Annotated in this window: 19 protein-coding genes and 1 pseudogene; 12 read left to right on the forward strand and 8 right to left on the reverse strand. The window is 74.0% G+C overall.

Annotated features, from left to right (window positions below; translation table 11 throughout):
- Positions 1-59: 59 nt before the first annotated feature.
- Entirely contained in the window at positions 60-623 is a 564-nt protein-coding gene (locus tag IE326_RS09040; RefSeq protein ID WP_150230640.1) for a YceI family protein, read from the reverse strand.
- Positions 624-860: 237 nt separating this feature from the next.
- On the opposite strand from IE326_RS09040, the gene IE326_RS09045 reads away from it, so the two are divergent.
- Positions 861-1,520: a hypothetical protein gene (locus IE326_RS09045; protein ID WP_150230638.1), complete on the forward strand. Its 660-nt coding sequence runs from the start codon at positions 861-863 to the stop codon at positions 1,518-1,520.
- 103 nt (positions 1,521-1,623) lie between these two features.
- A complete protein-coding gene (locus IE326_RS09050; RefSeq protein WP_190041233.1) occupies positions 1,624-2,097 on the forward strand; it encodes a GNAT family N-acetyltransferase in 474 nt (157 codons plus the stop codon).
- A 43-nt stretch (positions 2,098-2,140) separates the two neighbouring features.
- On the opposite strand, the gene IE326_RS09055 is transcribed toward IE326_RS09050, so the two are convergent.
- Both IE326_RS09055 and IE326_RS09060 read right to left on the reverse strand, forming a co-directional pair.
- Positions 2,141-2,434, reverse strand: coding sequence for a putative quinol monooxygenase (locus tag IE326_RS09055; protein ID WP_150230633.1), 294 nt, complete (start codon positions 2,432-2,434; stop codon positions 2,141-2,143).
- Between the two features lie 143 nt (positions 2,435-2,577).
- Positions 2,578-2,958 carry a DUF6223 family protein gene (locus tag IE326_RS09060; protein ID WP_150230631.1) on the reverse strand — a complete coding sequence of 127 codons (381 nt, stop codon included), beginning with the start codon at positions 2,956-2,958 and terminating at the stop codon, positions 2,578-2,580.
- Between the two features lie 227 nt (positions 2,959-3,185).
- On the opposite strand from IE326_RS09060, the gene IE326_RS09065 reads away from it, so the two are divergent.
- Complete coding sequence (locus tag IE326_RS09065) at positions 3,186-4,313, forward strand: sensor histidine kinase (RefSeq protein WP_190041234.1); 1,128 nt, start codon at positions 3,186-3,188, stop codon at positions 4,311-4,313.
- Entirely contained in the window at positions 4,310-4,972 is a 663-nt protein-coding gene (locus tag IE326_RS09070) for a response regulator (protein WP_190041235.1), read from the forward strand. The genes IE326_RS09065 and IE326_RS09070 overlap by 4 nt, the downstream gene beginning before the upstream one ends.
- 120 nt (positions 4,973-5,092) lie before the next feature.
- On the opposite strand, the gene IE326_RS09075 is transcribed toward IE326_RS09070, so the two are convergent.
- From IE326_RS09075 to IE326_RS09085, 3 genes are all read right to left on the reverse strand, one after another.
- A complete protein-coding gene (locus IE326_RS09075) occupies positions 5,093-5,599 on the reverse strand; it encodes a DinB family protein (protein ID WP_190041236.1) in 507 nt (168 codons plus the stop codon).
- 183 nt (positions 5,600-5,782) lie between these two features.
- Entirely contained in the window at positions 5,783-5,980 is a 198-nt protein-coding gene (locus IE326_RS09080) for a DUF397 domain-containing protein (RefSeq protein WP_190041237.1), read from the reverse strand.
- Positions 5,977-6,843 (reverse strand): helix-turn-helix domain-containing protein, encoded by an 867-nt coding sequence (locus IE326_RS09085; protein WP_190041238.1) that lies wholly within the window; start codon positions 6,841-6,843, stop codon positions 5,977-5,979. Before IE326_RS09085 ends, IE326_RS09080 begins: the two co-directional genes overlap by 4 nt.
- Positions 6,844-6,986: 143 nt before the next feature.
- Here IE326_RS09085 and IE326_RS09090 point away from each other — a divergent pair, with 143 nt between their 5' ends.
- From IE326_RS09090 to IE326_RS09100, 3 genes are all read left to right on the forward strand, one after another.
- Positions 6,987-7,406, forward strand: a complete 420-nt coding sequence (locus tag IE326_RS09090; protein ID WP_190041239.1) for an ATP-binding protein — start codon at positions 6,987-6,989, stop codon at positions 7,404-7,406.
- Positions 7,407-7,738: 332 nt separating this feature from the next.
- Positions 7,739-8,965 (forward strand): hypothetical protein, encoded by a 1,227-nt coding sequence (locus IE326_RS09095; protein WP_190041240.1) that lies wholly within the window; start codon positions 7,739-7,741, stop codon positions 8,963-8,965.
- Positions 8,962-9,720, forward strand: coding sequence for a class I SAM-dependent DNA methyltransferase (locus IE326_RS09100; RefSeq protein WP_190041241.1), 759 nt, complete (start codon positions 8,962-8,964; stop codon positions 9,718-9,720). The genes IE326_RS09095 and IE326_RS09100 overlap by 4 nt, the downstream gene beginning before the upstream one ends.
- 48 nt (positions 9,721-9,768) lie before the next feature.
- On the opposite strand, the gene IE326_RS09105 is transcribed toward IE326_RS09100, so the two are convergent.
- The gene (locus IE326_RS09105) at positions 9,769-10,368 is read right to left on the reverse strand and encodes a TetR/AcrR family transcriptional regulator (protein WP_150230614.1); all 600 of its coding nucleotides are present in this window, start codon (positions 10,366-10,368) and stop codon (positions 9,769-9,771) included.
- Positions 10,369-10,458: 90 nt separating this feature from the next.
- Between IE326_RS09105 and IE326_RS09110 the strand changes: the two genes are divergently transcribed.
- The 4 genes and pseudogenes from IE326_RS09110 to lepB all read left to right on the forward strand — a co-directional run bounded on the left by IE326_RS09110 (position 10,459) and on the right by lepB (position 12,370).
- Positions 10,459-10,911: an anthrone oxygenase family protein gene (locus IE326_RS09110; RefSeq protein ID WP_190041242.1), complete on the forward strand. Its 453-nt coding sequence runs from the start codon at positions 10,459-10,461 to the stop codon at positions 10,909-10,911.
- Between the two features lie 14 nt (positions 10,912-10,925).
- Positions 10,926-11,027, forward strand: a pseudogene (locus IE326_RS41835) (glycerophosphodiester phosphodiesterase); the annotation flags it as partial.
- 181 nt (positions 11,028-11,208) lie between these two features.
- Entirely contained in the window at positions 11,209-11,682 is a 474-nt protein-coding gene (locus tag IE326_RS09115; RefSeq protein ID WP_150230610.1) for a winged helix DNA-binding protein, read from the forward strand.
- Positions 11,683-11,749: 67 nt separating this feature from the next.
- Positions 11,750-12,370 (forward strand): signal peptidase I, encoded by a 621-nt coding sequence (gene lepB / locus IE326_RS09120; RefSeq protein WP_190041243.1) that lies wholly within the window; start codon positions 11,750-11,752, stop codon positions 12,368-12,370.
- 63 nt (positions 12,371-12,433) lie between these two features.
- Here lepB and IE326_RS09125 read toward each other — a convergent pair whose 3' ends face one another.
- Positions 12,434-12,805: a VOC family protein gene (locus tag IE326_RS09125; protein ID WP_190041244.1), complete on the reverse strand. Its 372-nt coding sequence runs from the start codon at positions 12,803-12,805 to the stop codon at positions 12,434-12,436.
- 82 nt (positions 12,806-12,887) lie between these two features.
- Between IE326_RS09125 and IE326_RS09130 the strand changes: the two genes are divergently transcribed.
- Positions 12,888-13,874 (forward strand): HEAT repeat domain-containing protein, encoded by a 987-nt coding sequence (locus IE326_RS09130; protein ID WP_190041245.1) that lies wholly within the window; start codon positions 12,888-12,890, stop codon positions 13,872-13,874.
- The last annotated feature ends 125 nt before the right edge of the window (positions 13,875-13,999 follow it).

Here is a 13,999-nt window from a genome sequence, read left to right on the forward strand (position 1 = left end):
TACCGGCCCCGCGGCCTCCGCCCTCGCCACCGGCCTCTGTCGCCCCCGCCGGTCCCCTGCTAGCCCTGCTTGACGGCCGAGATGTCGAACTCCAGGACGACCTTGTCACCGACGAGGACGCCGCCGCCCTCCAGGGCCGCGTTCCAGGTCACGCCGAACTCCCTGCGGGAGATGGTCGTGGAGCCCTCCAGGCCGACGCGCAGGTTGCCGGAGGGGTCGACGGCGTTGCCGGTGTACTCGAAGTCGATGGAGACCGGCTTGGTGGTGTCCTTGACGGTCAGGTCGCCGGTGACGCGGTACATCTCGCCGGAGAGGGGCTCGACCGAGGTGCTGCGGAAGGTGATGTCGGGGAAGTTCGGGGCGTCGAGGAAGTCGTTGGTGCGCAGGTGCTGGTCGCGCTGCTCGACGCCGGTGGCGATGCTCTCGGTCTTGATGACCACCTGGACGGTGGAACGGGCCGGGTCGGCGCCGTCGAGCCGGGCCGTGCCCTCGAACCGGTGGAAGGCGCCGCGGACCTTCGTCACCATCGCGTGGCGGGCGACGAAGCCGATCCGGGTGTGGGCGGGGTCGAGGACGTAGTCGCCGGTGAGCTCGGCGAGACCGGCGGTCGTGCTCGTGGTCATGGTTCCTCCGGAGGACGGGATCCCGGCGGCGGCCCGCCCGGATCGTTCTTCCCGGCCACGCTAGGAGCCGGGCGCCGCCCGCCCCCGGGGACGCGCGTGGCGGCGCGGGGATTACACCCTGACCGGTGACCGTGGGGTGCCCTCGGGGCCCCGAGGGGACCCGGGGAGGCGCCCCGGGGGAACCTGGGGGGACCCGGGCCCGGCGTCCTTGTCACAGGCGGCGGATAGCCTCCGGGCATGAGCGACGACACGACGACCGGCACGACGTTCGACACGACGACCGAACCGGTGTGGGGGGCCCTGACGGCGACCCCCCTGGCCGAAGTGCGGCGCCGGGCGGCCGTCGTGGACGACCTGACCGGGATCACGCCGGTGACGGTGCCCGGGGCGCAGCGCCTGGCCTGGAACGACGGCGGCGGCCAGTCCGCCGTCTGGTACTTCGCGGAGGACGGCCGCGCGCTGCTGCTGACCTTCGACCACGAAGCGGATCTGAACCTGTACGGCGAGGACGAGTTCGGCCCCCAGGAGTCCTTCTACGGAGGCGTCCCCGACTCCCTCGTCGACCTGGTCCGCGACCGCCCCGAGAACTACGAGTCGCTGAACCTCACGGACCCCGACACCGGCCGGACGATCCACTACGCGGGCGGCGTCTTCTGGTACGACGGCACCCGCTGGCACGTGGCGGACGGCCTCGTCGCGTACTGCCGCGAGGAGGAGGTCGACCTCTTCGGGGAGTCCGGCTTCTCCTACTGCCTGGCCCCCTACCTCTTCGGGGAGGACTTCACCCCGGAGGCCCTGGCGGCGCTCCGCGAGAAGAACGGCCGCTACGAGAGCGACGAGCAGCGGGCCGAGGACCTGGCCGCCCTCCGCGAGGTCTTCGCCCGCCACACCGCCTAGGGAGGCGCCGGGACGGGCGCCGGGACGCCCGAAAACCCCTGTCCCACCCCCTGCCGATCCGTCTACGCTCCCCCCTCCGACCAGCACAGACGTTGAGGGACGCATGACGCAGCAGTTCACCGACCGCCGGGGCCGGGCCGTGGTGCTCGAAGAGATCACGGACGACAACTGGCGCGACGTCGCCGACGTCGCCCCCGCCGACGGGCAGCGCCGGTTCGTCGCCGCGCTCGCGGCGCGCTACCTCCTGCTCTCCCAGCGCGGCGGGGTGTGGACGTCCCTCGGCGTCCGGGCCGGTGAAGCCGTCGTGGGCCACGTCATGTGGGCGCACGACGACGAGGACGGCACGCACTGGATCGGCGGCATGGTGGTGGACGCGGCCGAACAGGGCACCGGGGTGGGCCGCGCCGCCCTGGGCGCGGTGGTCGCGCGCCTCTCGGCCCTGCCGGAGTGCCGGGAGATCCGCCTCTCCTGCCACCCGGACAACGCCTCCGCCGCCGCCCTCTACGCCTCCTTCGGCTTCCGCCCGACCGGCGACCACGAGGACGACGAGACCGTGATGGCACTGCCGGCGGTCTGACGGGCCCCGGCGCCGGTTTTCGTCTTGTCGTCGCCCCCGGCCGTCACTCCCCCGCCGTGAAGACGTGCTCGGCCGGCGGGCCGGTCAGGAGGCCGGGGCCCGCCGCGAGGGCCTCGGCGAGGTGGGGGCTGGAGAGGTGGGCCTCGTAGGCGGGCCGGTCCTCCCACTCCTCGAACACCAGCCACGCGGCGGGGTCCTCGGGGTGGACGTACGCCTGGTAGCTGATGTTGCCCGGCTCGGCCCGCGACGGCGCGACGAGGGACAGGGCCTGCGCGCGGACCTTCTCCTCGGCGCCGGGCGCGGCCTTGAGCAGGGCGATCGCGGTGACCTTGGGCATGTCGTGCTCCGTTCGTCGCGGGGTGGGCGGGGCACGCGTGCCCGTACGTCACAACGTGGCGTCACGCCGTCCCGATTCCCTTTCTCCTAGCCCCTGTTGACTCCCGCCCGCGGCGAGGGGAGCAATCGTGCCGCCGCCCCGCCTCACGCGGACGTGCGCGGAGGGGCGGGGCGGCGGGAGCGGGCCAGGGTCGATCCGCCGAGGAGCGTGGCGGCCAGTCCGAGCAGGAGGGCCATGCCGCCGCCGATCACCCCGTTGCCGGTGCCGGGGCCGCCGTCGGCGACGGCCAGGTTCAGCACGCCGACGACCACGGCGGCGGGCCCCGCCACCAGGGCCGCGAGGGCTCCCCGCCTCCCGTCGGCGCCCCGGCGGGCGCGGCGCAGGGCGATCGTCCCGGCGATCACGCCGGCCAGCGCCACCAGCGCGGCCGTGGTGCCCACGAGCCGCCCCGTGGTCAGTTCGTAGGCGTCGGCGGCGAACGTCTGGACCGACGCGTGCGCGGCCTGCACATGGCGGACGGACATGAGGTGCTCCTTCTCGTCGTACGGCTCCCGTTCCGGGACGTCGCACGATCCTGTCCGCCGGACCCGCCGCCGGTCGTCCCGCACGGGGAGGCACTTCGCGCTGCCGTCGGCGGCGTACCCGGCTACCGCGGACGCGGCAGGAACCGGCCGTGTACCGCGGACGCGGCAGGGGGCCGGTCGTCCTCGGGGCCGACTCGCCCCGGGCGGCGGCTGGTTAGGGTGCGCGCATGGAGAAACGACGGTTCGGCGCACCGGCCTCTGTCGCGGACTGGGGGGTCGCCGCGGGCGTGGCGGCGCTGGCGCTGGGCGACGGGTGGTCCGGGGCGCACCCGGGCGCGGGTCCCGGCCCGCTGGGCTACGCGTTGCTCGCGGCCGGCGGGCTCGCGCTGGCCGCGCGCCGCCGGGTCCCGGTCGTCGTCCTGGTCGTCACCGGCCTGTGCGCGGCGGGCCAACTGGCGGCCGGTGCCGACGTGCTCGCCGTCGCGTACCTGGTCGCGGTGTACGCCGCGGTGCGGGCCGGGCGCCGCGTCCTGGCGGCGGTGGCGTCCGCGGCCTTGCTGGTGGCCCTCCAGCTCACCGCCCTGGCCTTCCGCGACGGGCCCCTGGCCGAGGTCTCGGCGGAGGCGCGCGGCACCCTGGAGATCGCCTGGCTGATCGCCGCCTTCGCGGCGGGGGAGGCGGTGCGGCAGGCGGAGCGGCGGGCGGAGGAGGCGGAGCGCACCCGTGAGGAGACGGCGCGGCGCCGGGCCGACGAGGAGCGGCTGCACATCGCCCGGGAACTGCACGACTCGCTCACCCACCAGATCTCCGTCATCAAGGTGCAGTCCGAGGTCGCCGTGCACGTGGCCCGCCGGCGCGGCGAGCAGGTGCCCGAGGCGCTCCTGGCGATCCAGGAGGCCGGGCGGGAGGCGAGCCGTGAGCTGCGCGCGACCCTGGAGGCGCTGCGGGACGACGACGCGGCCCCGCCGCGCGGGCTCGCCGACGTGCCGGAGCTCGTGGAGCGGGCCGGCCGGGCCGGTCTGGAGGCGACGCTGACGGTCGGGGGGCGGCGGCAGGACGTGCCCGCCGCGGTGGGCCGGACCGCCTACCGGATCGTCCAGGAGTCCTTGACCAACGTCGTCCGGCACGCCGCCGCCACCACGGCCTCGGTCCGGATCGACTACCGTCCCGGCGCCCTCGCCCTCCGCATCGACGACGACGGCAGGGCCACGCCGGAGGCCGCTCCCGTGCCCGGCGTCGGGCTGCTCGGCATGCGCGAACGCGTCACCGCCCTCGGCGGCGTCCTGCGTGCCGAACCGCGTGGCGGGGGCGGCTTCACCGTCCGGGCCGAACTCCCCGTGGAGCGCGTCTCGTGATCCGTGTCCTGCTGGTGGACGACCAGCCCCTCATCCGCAGCGGGTTCCGCGCGCTCCTCGACCTGGAGGACGACATCGAGGTGGTGGCCGAGGCCGGCGACGGCGAGGAGGGCGTGGCGCTCGCCGGGGAGCACCTGCCGGACATCGCGCTCGTCGACATCCGGATGCCGGTCGTCGACGGCGTCGAGGCGACCCGGCGCATCGCCGCGGACCCCGCCCTGGCCGGGGTGCGCGTCGTCATCCTGACCAACCACGGCCTAGACGAGTACGTCTTCGACGCGCTGCGCGCGGGTGCCGCGGGCTTCCTCGTGAAGGACATCGTCCCGGACGACTTCCTGCACGCCGTCCGCGTGGCCGCGCGCGGCGACGCCCTGCTCGCCCCCTCGATCACCCGCAAGCTGATCGACAGGTACGTGTCCCAGCCCCTCTCCCCCGGCTCCGGCACGAGGCTGGAGGAGCTGACCGGCCGCGAACGCGAGGCCGTCGCCCTCGTCGCGCGGGGCCTGTCCAACGACGAGATCGCCGCCCGGATGGTGATCAGCCCGATGACCGCGAAGACCCACGTCAACCGCGCCATGACCAAGCTCCGGGTCCGCGACCGCGCCCAACTCGTGGTCCTCGCCTACGAGTCGGGCCTGGTCGTCCCGGGGGGCGCCTAGGTTCCGCCGCCGGACGTCACGCCCGCGCCGGCCGGACGGGGTCCCGCTCGGCCTCCGGCGGTTCGTGACGGCGCGACACGGCACCACGGTCCGCCGGCGGTGACCGTCCGAAGGCGCTGCCTAGTCGCCGGTCGTGCCGTCGAGGAGTTCGCGGAGGATGTCCAGGTGGCCGTTGTGGCGGGCCGTCTCCTCGGTGAGGTGGAGGAGGATCCAGCGCAGGTCGACGTGGCGGCCGTCGCGGACGGTTCGCACGGCCTTCCGGTCCAGGCCGGTCGCGGCGACCAGTTCGCGGTGGCGGGCGCTCTGCTCGGCGTACTCGTCGAGCAGCTGCGGGAGGGGGAAGTCGACGGCGACGCGCATCTCGCGGTCGGGGTCCTCCTCGGTCCACGGGCCGTGGTCCTCCTCCCCGAGGAAGACGACCCGGAACCAGTAGTACTCGACCCAGCGGAGGTGGTTGATCACCCCGCACAGCGTCATCAGCGGCGAACCCGGCAGGAGCGCCCTGCGCGCGTCCTCCGGGGAGACACCCTCGCACTTGGCGCGCGCGGTGCCCCGCGCGTAGTCGAGGAAGGTGGTGAGCTGGGTGCGCTCGTCCCATGCGGGCGGCGTGTCGTCGATTCTGGTCATCGCGCGCAGCATCCCCACCGGGCGCGTGCGCTGTCGAGGCATTTACCGGCGGCCCCGCGCGGGCGGCCGGCGCGACGCCCTCTGCTGGTCCCCGTGGCCCGGGGACCCCGTGCGCCCGTAACCATCCGAGCGCGGCCACGCCTGACGACCGCCGCGCCGGCCCTTGCGGGGGGGGCGGGCTCGCTACGCCTGGGCGGAGCCGTACGCGACGAATCCGGACCAGGCGGCGGGGCCGAAGGCGAGGCGGGGGCCGTCGGTGTTCTTGGAGTCACGGACGTGGACGGTGCCGGGAGTGGTGGCGATCTCGACGCAATCCGATTCACCGTTGCCGCTGTCGCTGTAGCTGCTCTTGAACCAGTCCAGCTCGGGCTTGCTGCTCATGTCTCTCCCAGCAGTCGTTCGATGAAGTCCCGCGACTCCGCTGGAGTGAGGGCCTTGGAGCGGATGATGCCATAGCGCAGGTCAAGGATTCGGAGTCGCTTGAGGTCAGAGACGGGGCGGCCTCCGAAGTCGCCGTCCATGCGCCCCGCTGCCGTGCCGTCCGCGAACTTCAAGAGCGCGATGCGCCCGCCATTTCCGGGGTGGTCCGCGCGCTCGGTGGGCATCACCTGGATCTCGACGTGGGGCAACTCACCCACCTCCAGCAAATGCTCAAGCTGACGACGTAGCACCATCTTCCCTCCGATAGGGCGTCGTAGCGACACCTCTTCCTGGATGAAGCTGAACTCGGGGGCCGGGTCCTTATCCAGCACCGCACGACGCGCCACTCGCGCAGCCAGGTACCTCTCCAGTTGCTCCGGCCTGAACGCGGGGCGCCACGTCTGCATGATCGCTCGCGCGAACTCGTCGGTCTGCAACAGGCCGTGAACGTTGAAATTCGAGTACATGCAGAACTCCACCGCCCGCCTCTCCATCTGTGCCAGGTCCCGGATCGGCTTCGGGTAACGGACCTCCGAGGTGTCCTCCTTCAGCCCCGCGACGAGTCCGTTCGCGCCCAGGACCTCGTCCGCGCGGTCCAGGAACTCGGGGCGCGGGATGCGGTCGCCCCGTTCCAGCTTGCGGATCATGTCCTCGCCATAGCCGGTCAGCTCGCCGAACTCCGCCGCGCTCAGACCCTTCGCCTCCCGCCAGGTCTTGAGCTGGCGCCCGACCGTGGCGAGGACGGCCCTTCCGGGTTCGTCGCCGGGGTCGACCTCCCAGCCCGCGTCCTCGACGACCACACCATCCACTTCGTCCACGCTCATGCGTGCCCACCTCCTCGTGGCGGCCCTCTACCCGAAGTGCGGTCCGAGACAGTCGAGACATGGCGGGACAGTCGCGAGACAGTAACCGTACGTAAGGGTGCGTTCGATGGGAATCGTAGGCAGACATCGCCACGCTGGTTCCCATGAACCCGGAAACCAGCCAACTGATGGCGACCGCACGCCATTTCAACCTCCAGCTCTCCTCGACGCCCCGTGGCGCGCGGCTCGCCCGGCTGCTCGCCGGGGAGCAGCTGCGTTCGTGGGGGCTGGGGGGCGTGACGGACACGGCGGAGCAGGTCGTGGCCGAGCTGACGAACAACGCGGTGACGCACGGGCACGTGCCGGGGCGTGACTTCCGGTTGCGGGTGATCGCGACGGGGTCGGCCCTGCGGATCGAGGTGACGGACACGCGGGGTGACCGCGAGCCGGTCGCGGGCGGCCGGGGGCGGGACGAGGAGGGCGGGCGGGGGCTCGTGATCGTGGGGGCGCTCGCGCGGAGCTGGGGGGTGCGGCCGGGGCCGGCGCCGCAGAAGACGGTGTGGGCGGAGCTGCCGCTGCCCTGAAGGACGGCGAGGCCGCACCGCGTCGCGGGAAACCGCGGCGCGGATGTCCGCGTCCCGGTTCTCCGCGTCGCGGTTCTCCGCGTCGCGGAATCCCGCGACGTAAAAGAGTGAAGACCTCCGGGAAGACCCCTCCCAACCCCTCCAGCCTCCCCCTCACGGGCCCGTCACCCGCTCGGGTGAATTGGTCCAACTGGGCTGGATTTGGGGGCGGTTGGCTGGCATATGCTCACGCTGAGTGCACGCCGCACTCCCCCAGACACATGTCGGCCCCCAGCCGGGACTCGCAATCCCGATCGGGGGGCCTGACCAACGAGGAAGAGGAACGCTTCCTGATGGCTTCGTCGCAGCTTAGTGCGCCCGCGCCCGCGTCCGGGCTTGTTCACGTCAACGTTCGGCTGACCCGCCGGTTCACCATGGTCTGCAACGATCTCGCCCAGTACCCCGAGATCTCCTACGAAGCCCTCGGCGTCGCCGTCCGCCTCCAGTCGCTGCCCGAGGGCGCCCCCGCCGGGGTCAAGGCCCTCGCGGCGAAGAGCCGAACGAGCGAGCTGAAGGTCGCCTCCGCCATGCGGGAACTGGAGGCCCACGGCCTCCTCCTCCGGACCCGGGAGCGGACGCCGGACGGGCGGTTCGTGTCGCGCACCGCCTCGTACAACCGGCCGAGGGCTGAGGTCGATCCCGTACGGGAGACCCCGCGAGGAGCCCTCCGGGAAGCCCCTCGGAAGCCTGAGCGGCAGCCCGTACGGGAGTCCGTACGGGAGCCTGCGCAGGAGGCTGTGCGGGAGGCCGTTCCGGAGGCCGCGCGGGAAGTCGTCCCGTACAGGGATCCGTACGAGGTCCCCTGCGAGGGCCCTTACGCGGGGCTGTCCGCCGATCCGTACGAGGTCCCCTACGGGGTGCCGTACGTGGACCCGTATCCGTACCCGGACCCTGTCCCGGCCCCGGACCCTGACCCGTACCAGGGCCCTGTCCCGGACCCGGAACCCGCCCCGGCTCCGGACCCGCACCCGGCCCTGGCCCCGGCCCCTGCCCCGTACGAAGTCCCGCAGGAAGCACCCCCCGAGCCCCGGGGAGCCGTGCCCGCCGAAGTCCTGCCGCCCCGGCACCCCATCGCCGTCGAGCTGCTCGCCGGGCTCCGGGTGCACGAACCCCGGCTGCTGCTGTCGGAGGCGGACGTGACGCGGCTGGCCCCCGCCGTGGTGGCGTGGTTCGACCGGGGGGTCGGACCGGAGGCCGTACGGCGGACGCTGTGCGGCTCGCTGCCCGGGGAGCTGACGCATCCGGCGGGACTGCTGGCCCGTCGGCTGAGGGACCTCCTGCCGCCGCAACTCCCGGCCGCACCGGCCGCCGCCGCGACCGCCGCCCCGCATCCGTTCCAGACGTGCGAGAGGTGCGACCGCGCCTTCCGGTCGCCGGAACCGGGGCACTGCGGCGACTGCCGATCGGAGGCGGGGGTGGGGGCGGAGGCAGGGGCGGTGAGAGCGGTGGCGGGAGGCGCCCCGGAGGGCGTAAATGCGTCGACAGCGGGACCCGGCTCCCGGCAGAGTCGCCGTCCATGACGAGCAGCGAGCTGTGGACCCGCGCGACCGCCGACCGCTACGACGCCGAGGAGACCGAGGCGTTCTCGGCCGCCGTCCTCGACCCGACCCTCGACTTTCTCGCGGAACTAGCCGGAGAAGGGCGGGCGTTGGAGTTCGCCATCGGCACCGGGCGGGTGGGCGTGCCGCTCCGGGGGCGTGGGGTGCCGGTGGCCGGCATCGAGCTGTCCGAGCACATGGCGGCGGTGCTGCGGCGCAAGGTCGGAGAGGACGAACTCCCCGTGACCATCGGGGACATGGCCATCACCGTCGTGCCGGGCGAGTTCACCCTGGTCTACCTCGTCTACAACACCATCACGAACCTGCTCACCCAGGACGAGCAGGTCGAGTGCTTCCGCAACGCCGCCCGGCACCTCGCGCCCGGCGGCCGGTTCGTCATCGAACTGCTCGTGCCGCCCCTGCGGTTCCTGCCGCCCGGCCAGGTCGCCGTGCCGTTCGACGTCTCGGACCGGCACCTCGGCTTCGACACCTTCGACCTGGTCGAACAGGTCCTCGTCTCCCACCACTTCACCCGTGTCGACGGGGACGGCGGGGCGGGCGGCGACGTCCGCTACCGGCGCGGGAACTCCCGGCACCGGTACGCCTGGCCCGCCGAGCTCGACCTCATGGCCCGGATCGCCGGGCTGGAGCTGGAACGGCGGGTCGCGGACTGGGACGGCAGCCCCTTCGGCCAGGACTCCCCGAAGCACGTCTCCGTGTGGCGCAAGCCGGTCTGACGCCGGTGACCGCCGGACGACATCCGTCCGGCGTCCGTCCGGCGTCCGTCAGGCGTCCGCCGGGAGCGCGGCGAGGCGGTCCACCAGCAGCTCCGTCCGCCGCGCGGCCTCGGCCCGCGGCAGGCGGCCCGCGCGGGTGAGGGTCGCCAGGCCGTGCAGGGACGCCCAGAAGACCTCGGTGAACAGGCCCGGGTCGACGCCGTCCCCGGCGACCTCCGCCAGGGTCTCCAGGAGGGCGGCGAACCCGTCCTTCAGGGGCTGGGGGGTGTCCTCGTGGGCGAACGGCAGGCCGCCGTCGAGCTGGAACATCGCGTCGTACACCGCCGGATGGCGGCCCGCGAAGTCGAGGTAGGCGTGCGCCAGGGCGGAGACGCGGGCGCGCGGGCCCTCCGCCGCCGGGGCCCCCGAGGTCGCCGCCCGCAGGGTGACGGCCAGCTCGGCGGCACCCTGGAGGGCGACGGCGCCGATGATCTCGCGCTTGCCCCGGAAGTGGCTGTAGAGGACGGGCTGGCTGTACTCGATGCGCTCGGCGAGCCGGCGGGTGGTGACCGCGTCCCAGCCCTGCTGCTCGGCGAGTTCCCGGGCCGTGGCCACGATGAGGCGCTCGCGGTCCGCCCGTTCGCGTTCCTTGCGTTCCTGTACCGACATGACTCGATGCTAGCACCGCTAGACAACCGAGCGGCAGAAGGTCTAGCGTTGCACCATCACCTAGCAACGCTAGATCCCAGGGGGTTCGTCATGGTCCACACGCTTCAGGTCCTCACCGTCGTGGTCGTCGGCGTGATGGTGGGGGTGGAGTTCTCCGTCGCCTTCGTCATGAACCGCATCTTCAAGGCCCTCCCCGAGGACAGCGGCCAGCTCGGCCGCGCCCACGGCGGCCGGATGCTCGGTGCCGTGATGCCCTTCTGGTACGTCGGCTCGCTCGTCCTCGTCGCGGCCTGGGCCGCCACCACCTGGCACGCCCCCGGCACCGGCCTCCTCGTCACCGCCGGCGCCCTCCTGCTCCTCAGCGTCGCCATGTCCGTCCTGCTGCTCGTCCCCATCAACAACCGCAGCAAGACCTGGACCCCCGAGAACCGCCCCGCCGACTGGAAGGACCAGTCCGACCGCTGGGACCGCTACCACTACGCCCGCGTCGCCGTCATCGTCGCCGCCTTCGCCTTCCTGGCGGCCGGACTCGCCGTCGCCTGACGACCCGCCCGGAGATCGTCGCCGAACTGCACGCCGCCGGAATCTCCGTGAACGTCCGGACGGTGAACGACCCCGCCCGCCGGCAGGCACTGACCGACCCCGGCGTCGACGGCATCATCACCGACCGCGCCACGGGGATGGCGGGCGCACCCCCCCTCCGCCGCACACGCGCCTCCGCGCTCGCGCACACGACGTCCCCCCTCGCCACGGCACCCCTCTCAAGTCCCTTGACCTCGACCAAAGTCGAGGTTCTACGGTCGTCACGTCCCCGTAGAAGACGAGCAGCAGGAGGAAGTCATGGCCGTGACGCTCAAGGAGTACCCGCGGGACGAGCTGGCCGCGCAGCCCATCGGCGCGTGGACCGGGCTCGCGCAGCGGCTGGTGGTCGGGGCGCTGCGGGAGCAGCTGGCGGTGGAGGGGCTCACGCAGCCGCACTGGTGGACGCTCAACCACGCCGCCGGGGCCCCGGGGCGGTGGACGCGGGCCGCACTGGTGGAGCGGCTGACGCCGTGGGACGAGCAGGGGACCGACTTCGACGCCGTCTTCGACGACCTCGTCGGCCGGGGCTGGCTCACGGAGGGCGCCGGGGAGACCGGCGGCATGACCTTGACCCCGGAGGGCGAGGCGGGGCGGCTGCGGGCCGCGGAGCGCAACGCGGGCGTGCACCGGAAGGTCCACGAGGGCGTCGACGCCGACGACTTCGTCACCACCGTCAACGTCCTGCGGCGCATCGTCGCCAACATGGGCGGCGACGGCGACCTGCCCCGCTGACACACCCGTCGTCTAACCTCTGCGGGTCGTCCGGAACCGGGCGGCGCGCGCGGAGGGAAGGAAGCCGATGACGGGCGCACGGCGGGCGAGGACCGCGGCACGGATCATGGTGCCGCTCGGGCTGGTGCTGGTGCTGGGCGGCGCCGGAACGTTCCTCGTGACCCACCGGGGGGTCACCGTCGCGGGCTCCTCGATGCAGCCGGCGTACCCGGCGGGCGCACGGCTCTTCGTGGAGCGCGTCGGGGGCGGCGAGGTGCGCGGGGGCGACGTCGTCCTGGTCCGCGTGCCCGAGCACTACGGGGAGCTGCCGGTCCTGCGGCGGGTCGCCGGGACGGGCGGCGACCACGTCGTCTCCGACGGGCACCGGGTCACGGTGAACGGGCGGGTCCTCGACGAGCCCTATGCGAAGGACGACCCCCTGGACCCGTCCGCGGAGCCGTACGACGTGCGGGTGCCGGAGGGGCGCCTCTTCCTCCTCGGGGATGACCGGGCGAACGCCAACGACTCGCGGGCCTTCCTCGACGACCACGCGGGCGGCGCCCCGGCCTCCGCCGTCCTCGGCCGCGTACGGGACGGCCTGCCGCCCTCCACGACGGCGGCCTGCTCCCTGGGAGCCGTCCTGACCGCGGGCGGCCTCGGGCTGGCGTACACGGCCCGGCGGCGGGCCCGGACGGCCGCCGGCCGGTAGGAGCCGCCGGCGGAGGGCCGGGGCAGCCCGCGCGCAGAGGCCTTCCACCCGCAGGGGAAAGGCTCAGGCGGGGGCGACCCGGTGCGCGAGCAGGCAGAAGACGTTGCCCTCCGGGTCCGCCAGGACGTGCCAGGGCTCCTCGCCGGTCTGCCCGACGTCCGCCGGCACCGCGCCGAGCGCCAGCAGCCGGGCCAGCTCCGCCTCCTGGCCTCGGTCGGTGGCGTTCACGTCGAAGTGCAGCCGGACCGGGCCCTTCGGGGGCTCCTGGTGGGGACTCAGGACGAGGACGGGTGACGGGCCGCCCGGCGGGCCGAGTTCGATGCTGCCGTCGACCTCCCGGCCCACCTCGGCGTATCCGAGGACCTCGCTCCAGAAGACGGCGAGCCGTTCCGGATCGGCGCATTCGAGGACCAACTCGCTGATGCGGCATGCCATGCCGGGCAGCGTACGACCCCGTCCCGGGCCCGGCCACCGCTTTCCCGGCGTGGTCCGGAAGACGCGGCCTAGCATCATGCCCATGGCAACTTTCGTGCACCTCGCGCCGGCCGCCCTGGCCGCGCGGATCCGGCGGAGCGGGATCCGGGCCCTCAGCCAGGGACGCGGCAGCGGGCTCGGGAGCGGGCGGGGCGTGTACCTGTTCCCCGTCCTCCCCTCGTACGCCCTGACCCACCAGTGGCTGCGGGAGCTGTCCCGCCGGAGCGGGCCGCGCGGGCTCGTCGCCGTGCACGTGCGGCTGCCGGACGGGGAGCCGGTCACCGCCGGACGGTACAGCGAGCGGGAGCCGGAGGAGAAGACGGCGGCCGACGCCGTGCGGCGCGTCCGGGGGCTCGGGGACAAGGCGCTCGGCTGGGAGGTCTTCCTGCCCCGCGCGGTCGCGCGGAGCGAGGTGCGGCAGGTGAGGGCCGTGCGGCAGGTCAGCGGATGGCGGTACTTCCCCGGGGCCCACGGGGTCACGCCGTGCGTCTGCTGCGTGCTGCCCGGCGAGTACGGCTCCCGGCGGCTGCGGGAGCGGCGGCCCCACCCGGAGGACGGGCCTCCGCCCGCCTCCCCCGTGCTGCTCTCGCGGATCGAGAAGGCCCAGGTCACGGGCGACACCGCGGCACTGGGCGAAGCGCTGCGCTGGTACCGGCTGCGGCGGCGCGGGCCGGTCGCCCGGCTCGCGCCCCTCGCCGGGCACGCCGATCCCGGGGTGCGGCGGCTGCTCGCCGGGGCGGTCGCCCGCTGGTCGACGCCCGGCGCCGACGGGATCCTGCGGGAGCTCGCGGGCGACCCCGTGCCCGGCGTGCGGCAGACCGTGGCCGAGTGCCTCGCCTACCGGCCGACCCCCGAGGCGGGCGACCTCCTCGCGGCCCTCGCCGCCGACCCCGACCCCGGCGTCCGGGAGGCCGTGGTGGAGGGCCTGGTCCACCGCGGGACCGACGAGGTCCGCCCGCTGCTCGCGGCCCTGGCGCGGGACCCCGACGCGGGCGTGCGGGAGGCCGTCGAACTGCTCACCCGGGAGTGACCGCGGGGGCCTCGTGAACCCCTACCGTCCGGTCTCCGAACTCCCGCGTCCTGAATGCGTCTTGACGTGACATCAGGTCTTCACCCACCATTCAGCACGCACTCGCACAGCTCCCCACGCCTCGC

This window comes from Streptomyces filamentosus (assembly GCF_014654895.1).
GTDB lineage: Bacteria > Actinomycetota > Actinomycetes > Streptomycetales > Streptomycetaceae > Streptomyces > Streptomyces filamentosus.

Excerpts from the sequence above, each read along its gene's own strand:
- IE326_RS09040 (WP_150230640.1), bottom strand. The coding sequence starts at position 623 with ATGACCACGAGCACGACCGCCGGTCTCGCCGAGCTCACCGGCGACTAC.
- IE326_RS09045 (WP_150230638.1), top strand. The coding sequence starts at position 861 with ATGAGCGACGACACGACGACCGGCACGACGTTCGACACGACGACCGAA.
- IE326_RS09050 (WP_190041233.1), top strand. The coding sequence starts at position 1,624 with ATGACGCAGCAGTTCACCGACCGCCGGGGCCGGGCCGTGGTGCTCGAA.
- IE326_RS09055 (WP_150230633.1), bottom strand. The coding sequence starts at position 2,434 with ATGCCCAAGGTCACCGCGATCGCCCTGCTCAAGGCCGCGCCCGGCGCC.
- IE326_RS09060 (WP_150230631.1), bottom strand. The coding sequence starts at position 2,958 with ATGTCCGTCCGCCATGTGCAGGCCGCGCACGCGTCGGTCCAGACGTTC.
- IE326_RS09065 (WP_190041234.1), top strand. The coding sequence starts at position 3,186 with ATGGAGAAACGACGGTTCGGCGCACCGGCCTCTGTCGCGGACTGGGGG.
- IE326_RS09075 (WP_190041236.1), bottom strand. The coding sequence starts at position 5,599 with ATGACCAGAATCGACGACACGCCGCCCGCATGGGACGAGCGCACCCAG.
- IE326_RS09080 (WP_190041237.1), bottom strand. The coding sequence starts at position 5,980 with ATGAGCAGCAAGCCCGAGCTGGACTGGTTCAAGAGCAGCTACAGCGAC.
- IE326_RS09085 (WP_190041238.1), bottom strand. The coding sequence starts at position 6,843 with ATGAGCGTGGACGAAGTGGATGGTGTGGTCGTCGAGGACGCGGGCTGG.
- IE326_RS09090 (WP_190041239.1), top strand. The coding sequence starts at position 6,987 with ATGAACCCGGAAACCAGCCAACTGATGGCGACCGCACGCCATTTCAAC.
- IE326_RS09095 (WP_190041240.1), top strand. The coding sequence starts at position 7,739 with ATGGCTTCGTCGCAGCTTAGTGCGCCCGCGCCCGCGTCCGGGCTTGTT.
- IE326_RS09100 (WP_190041241.1), top strand. The coding sequence starts at position 8,962 with ATGACGAGCAGCGAGCTGTGGACCCGCGCGACCGCCGACCGCTACGAC.
- IE326_RS09105 (WP_150230614.1), bottom strand. The coding sequence starts at position 10,368 with ATGTCGGTACAGGAACGCAAGGAACGCGAACGGGCGGACCGCGAGCGC.
- IE326_RS09110 (WP_190041242.1), top strand. The coding sequence starts at position 10,459 with ATGGTCCACACGCTTCAGGTCCTCACCGTCGTGGTCGTCGGCGTGATG.
- IE326_RS09115 (WP_150230610.1), top strand. The coding sequence starts at position 11,209 with ATGGCCGTGACGCTCAAGGAGTACCCGCGGGACGAGCTGGCCGCGCAG.
- lepB (WP_190041243.1), top strand. The coding sequence starts at position 11,750 with ATGACGGGCGCACGGCGGGCGAGGACCGCGGCACGGATCATGGTGCCG.
- IE326_RS09125 (WP_190041244.1), bottom strand. The coding sequence starts at position 12,805 with ATGGCATGCCGCATCAGCGAGTTGGTCCTCGAATGCGCCGATCCGGAA.
- IE326_RS09130 (WP_190041245.1), top strand. The coding sequence starts at position 12,888 with ATGGCAACTTTCGTGCACCTCGCGCCGGCCGCCCTGGCCGCGCGGATC.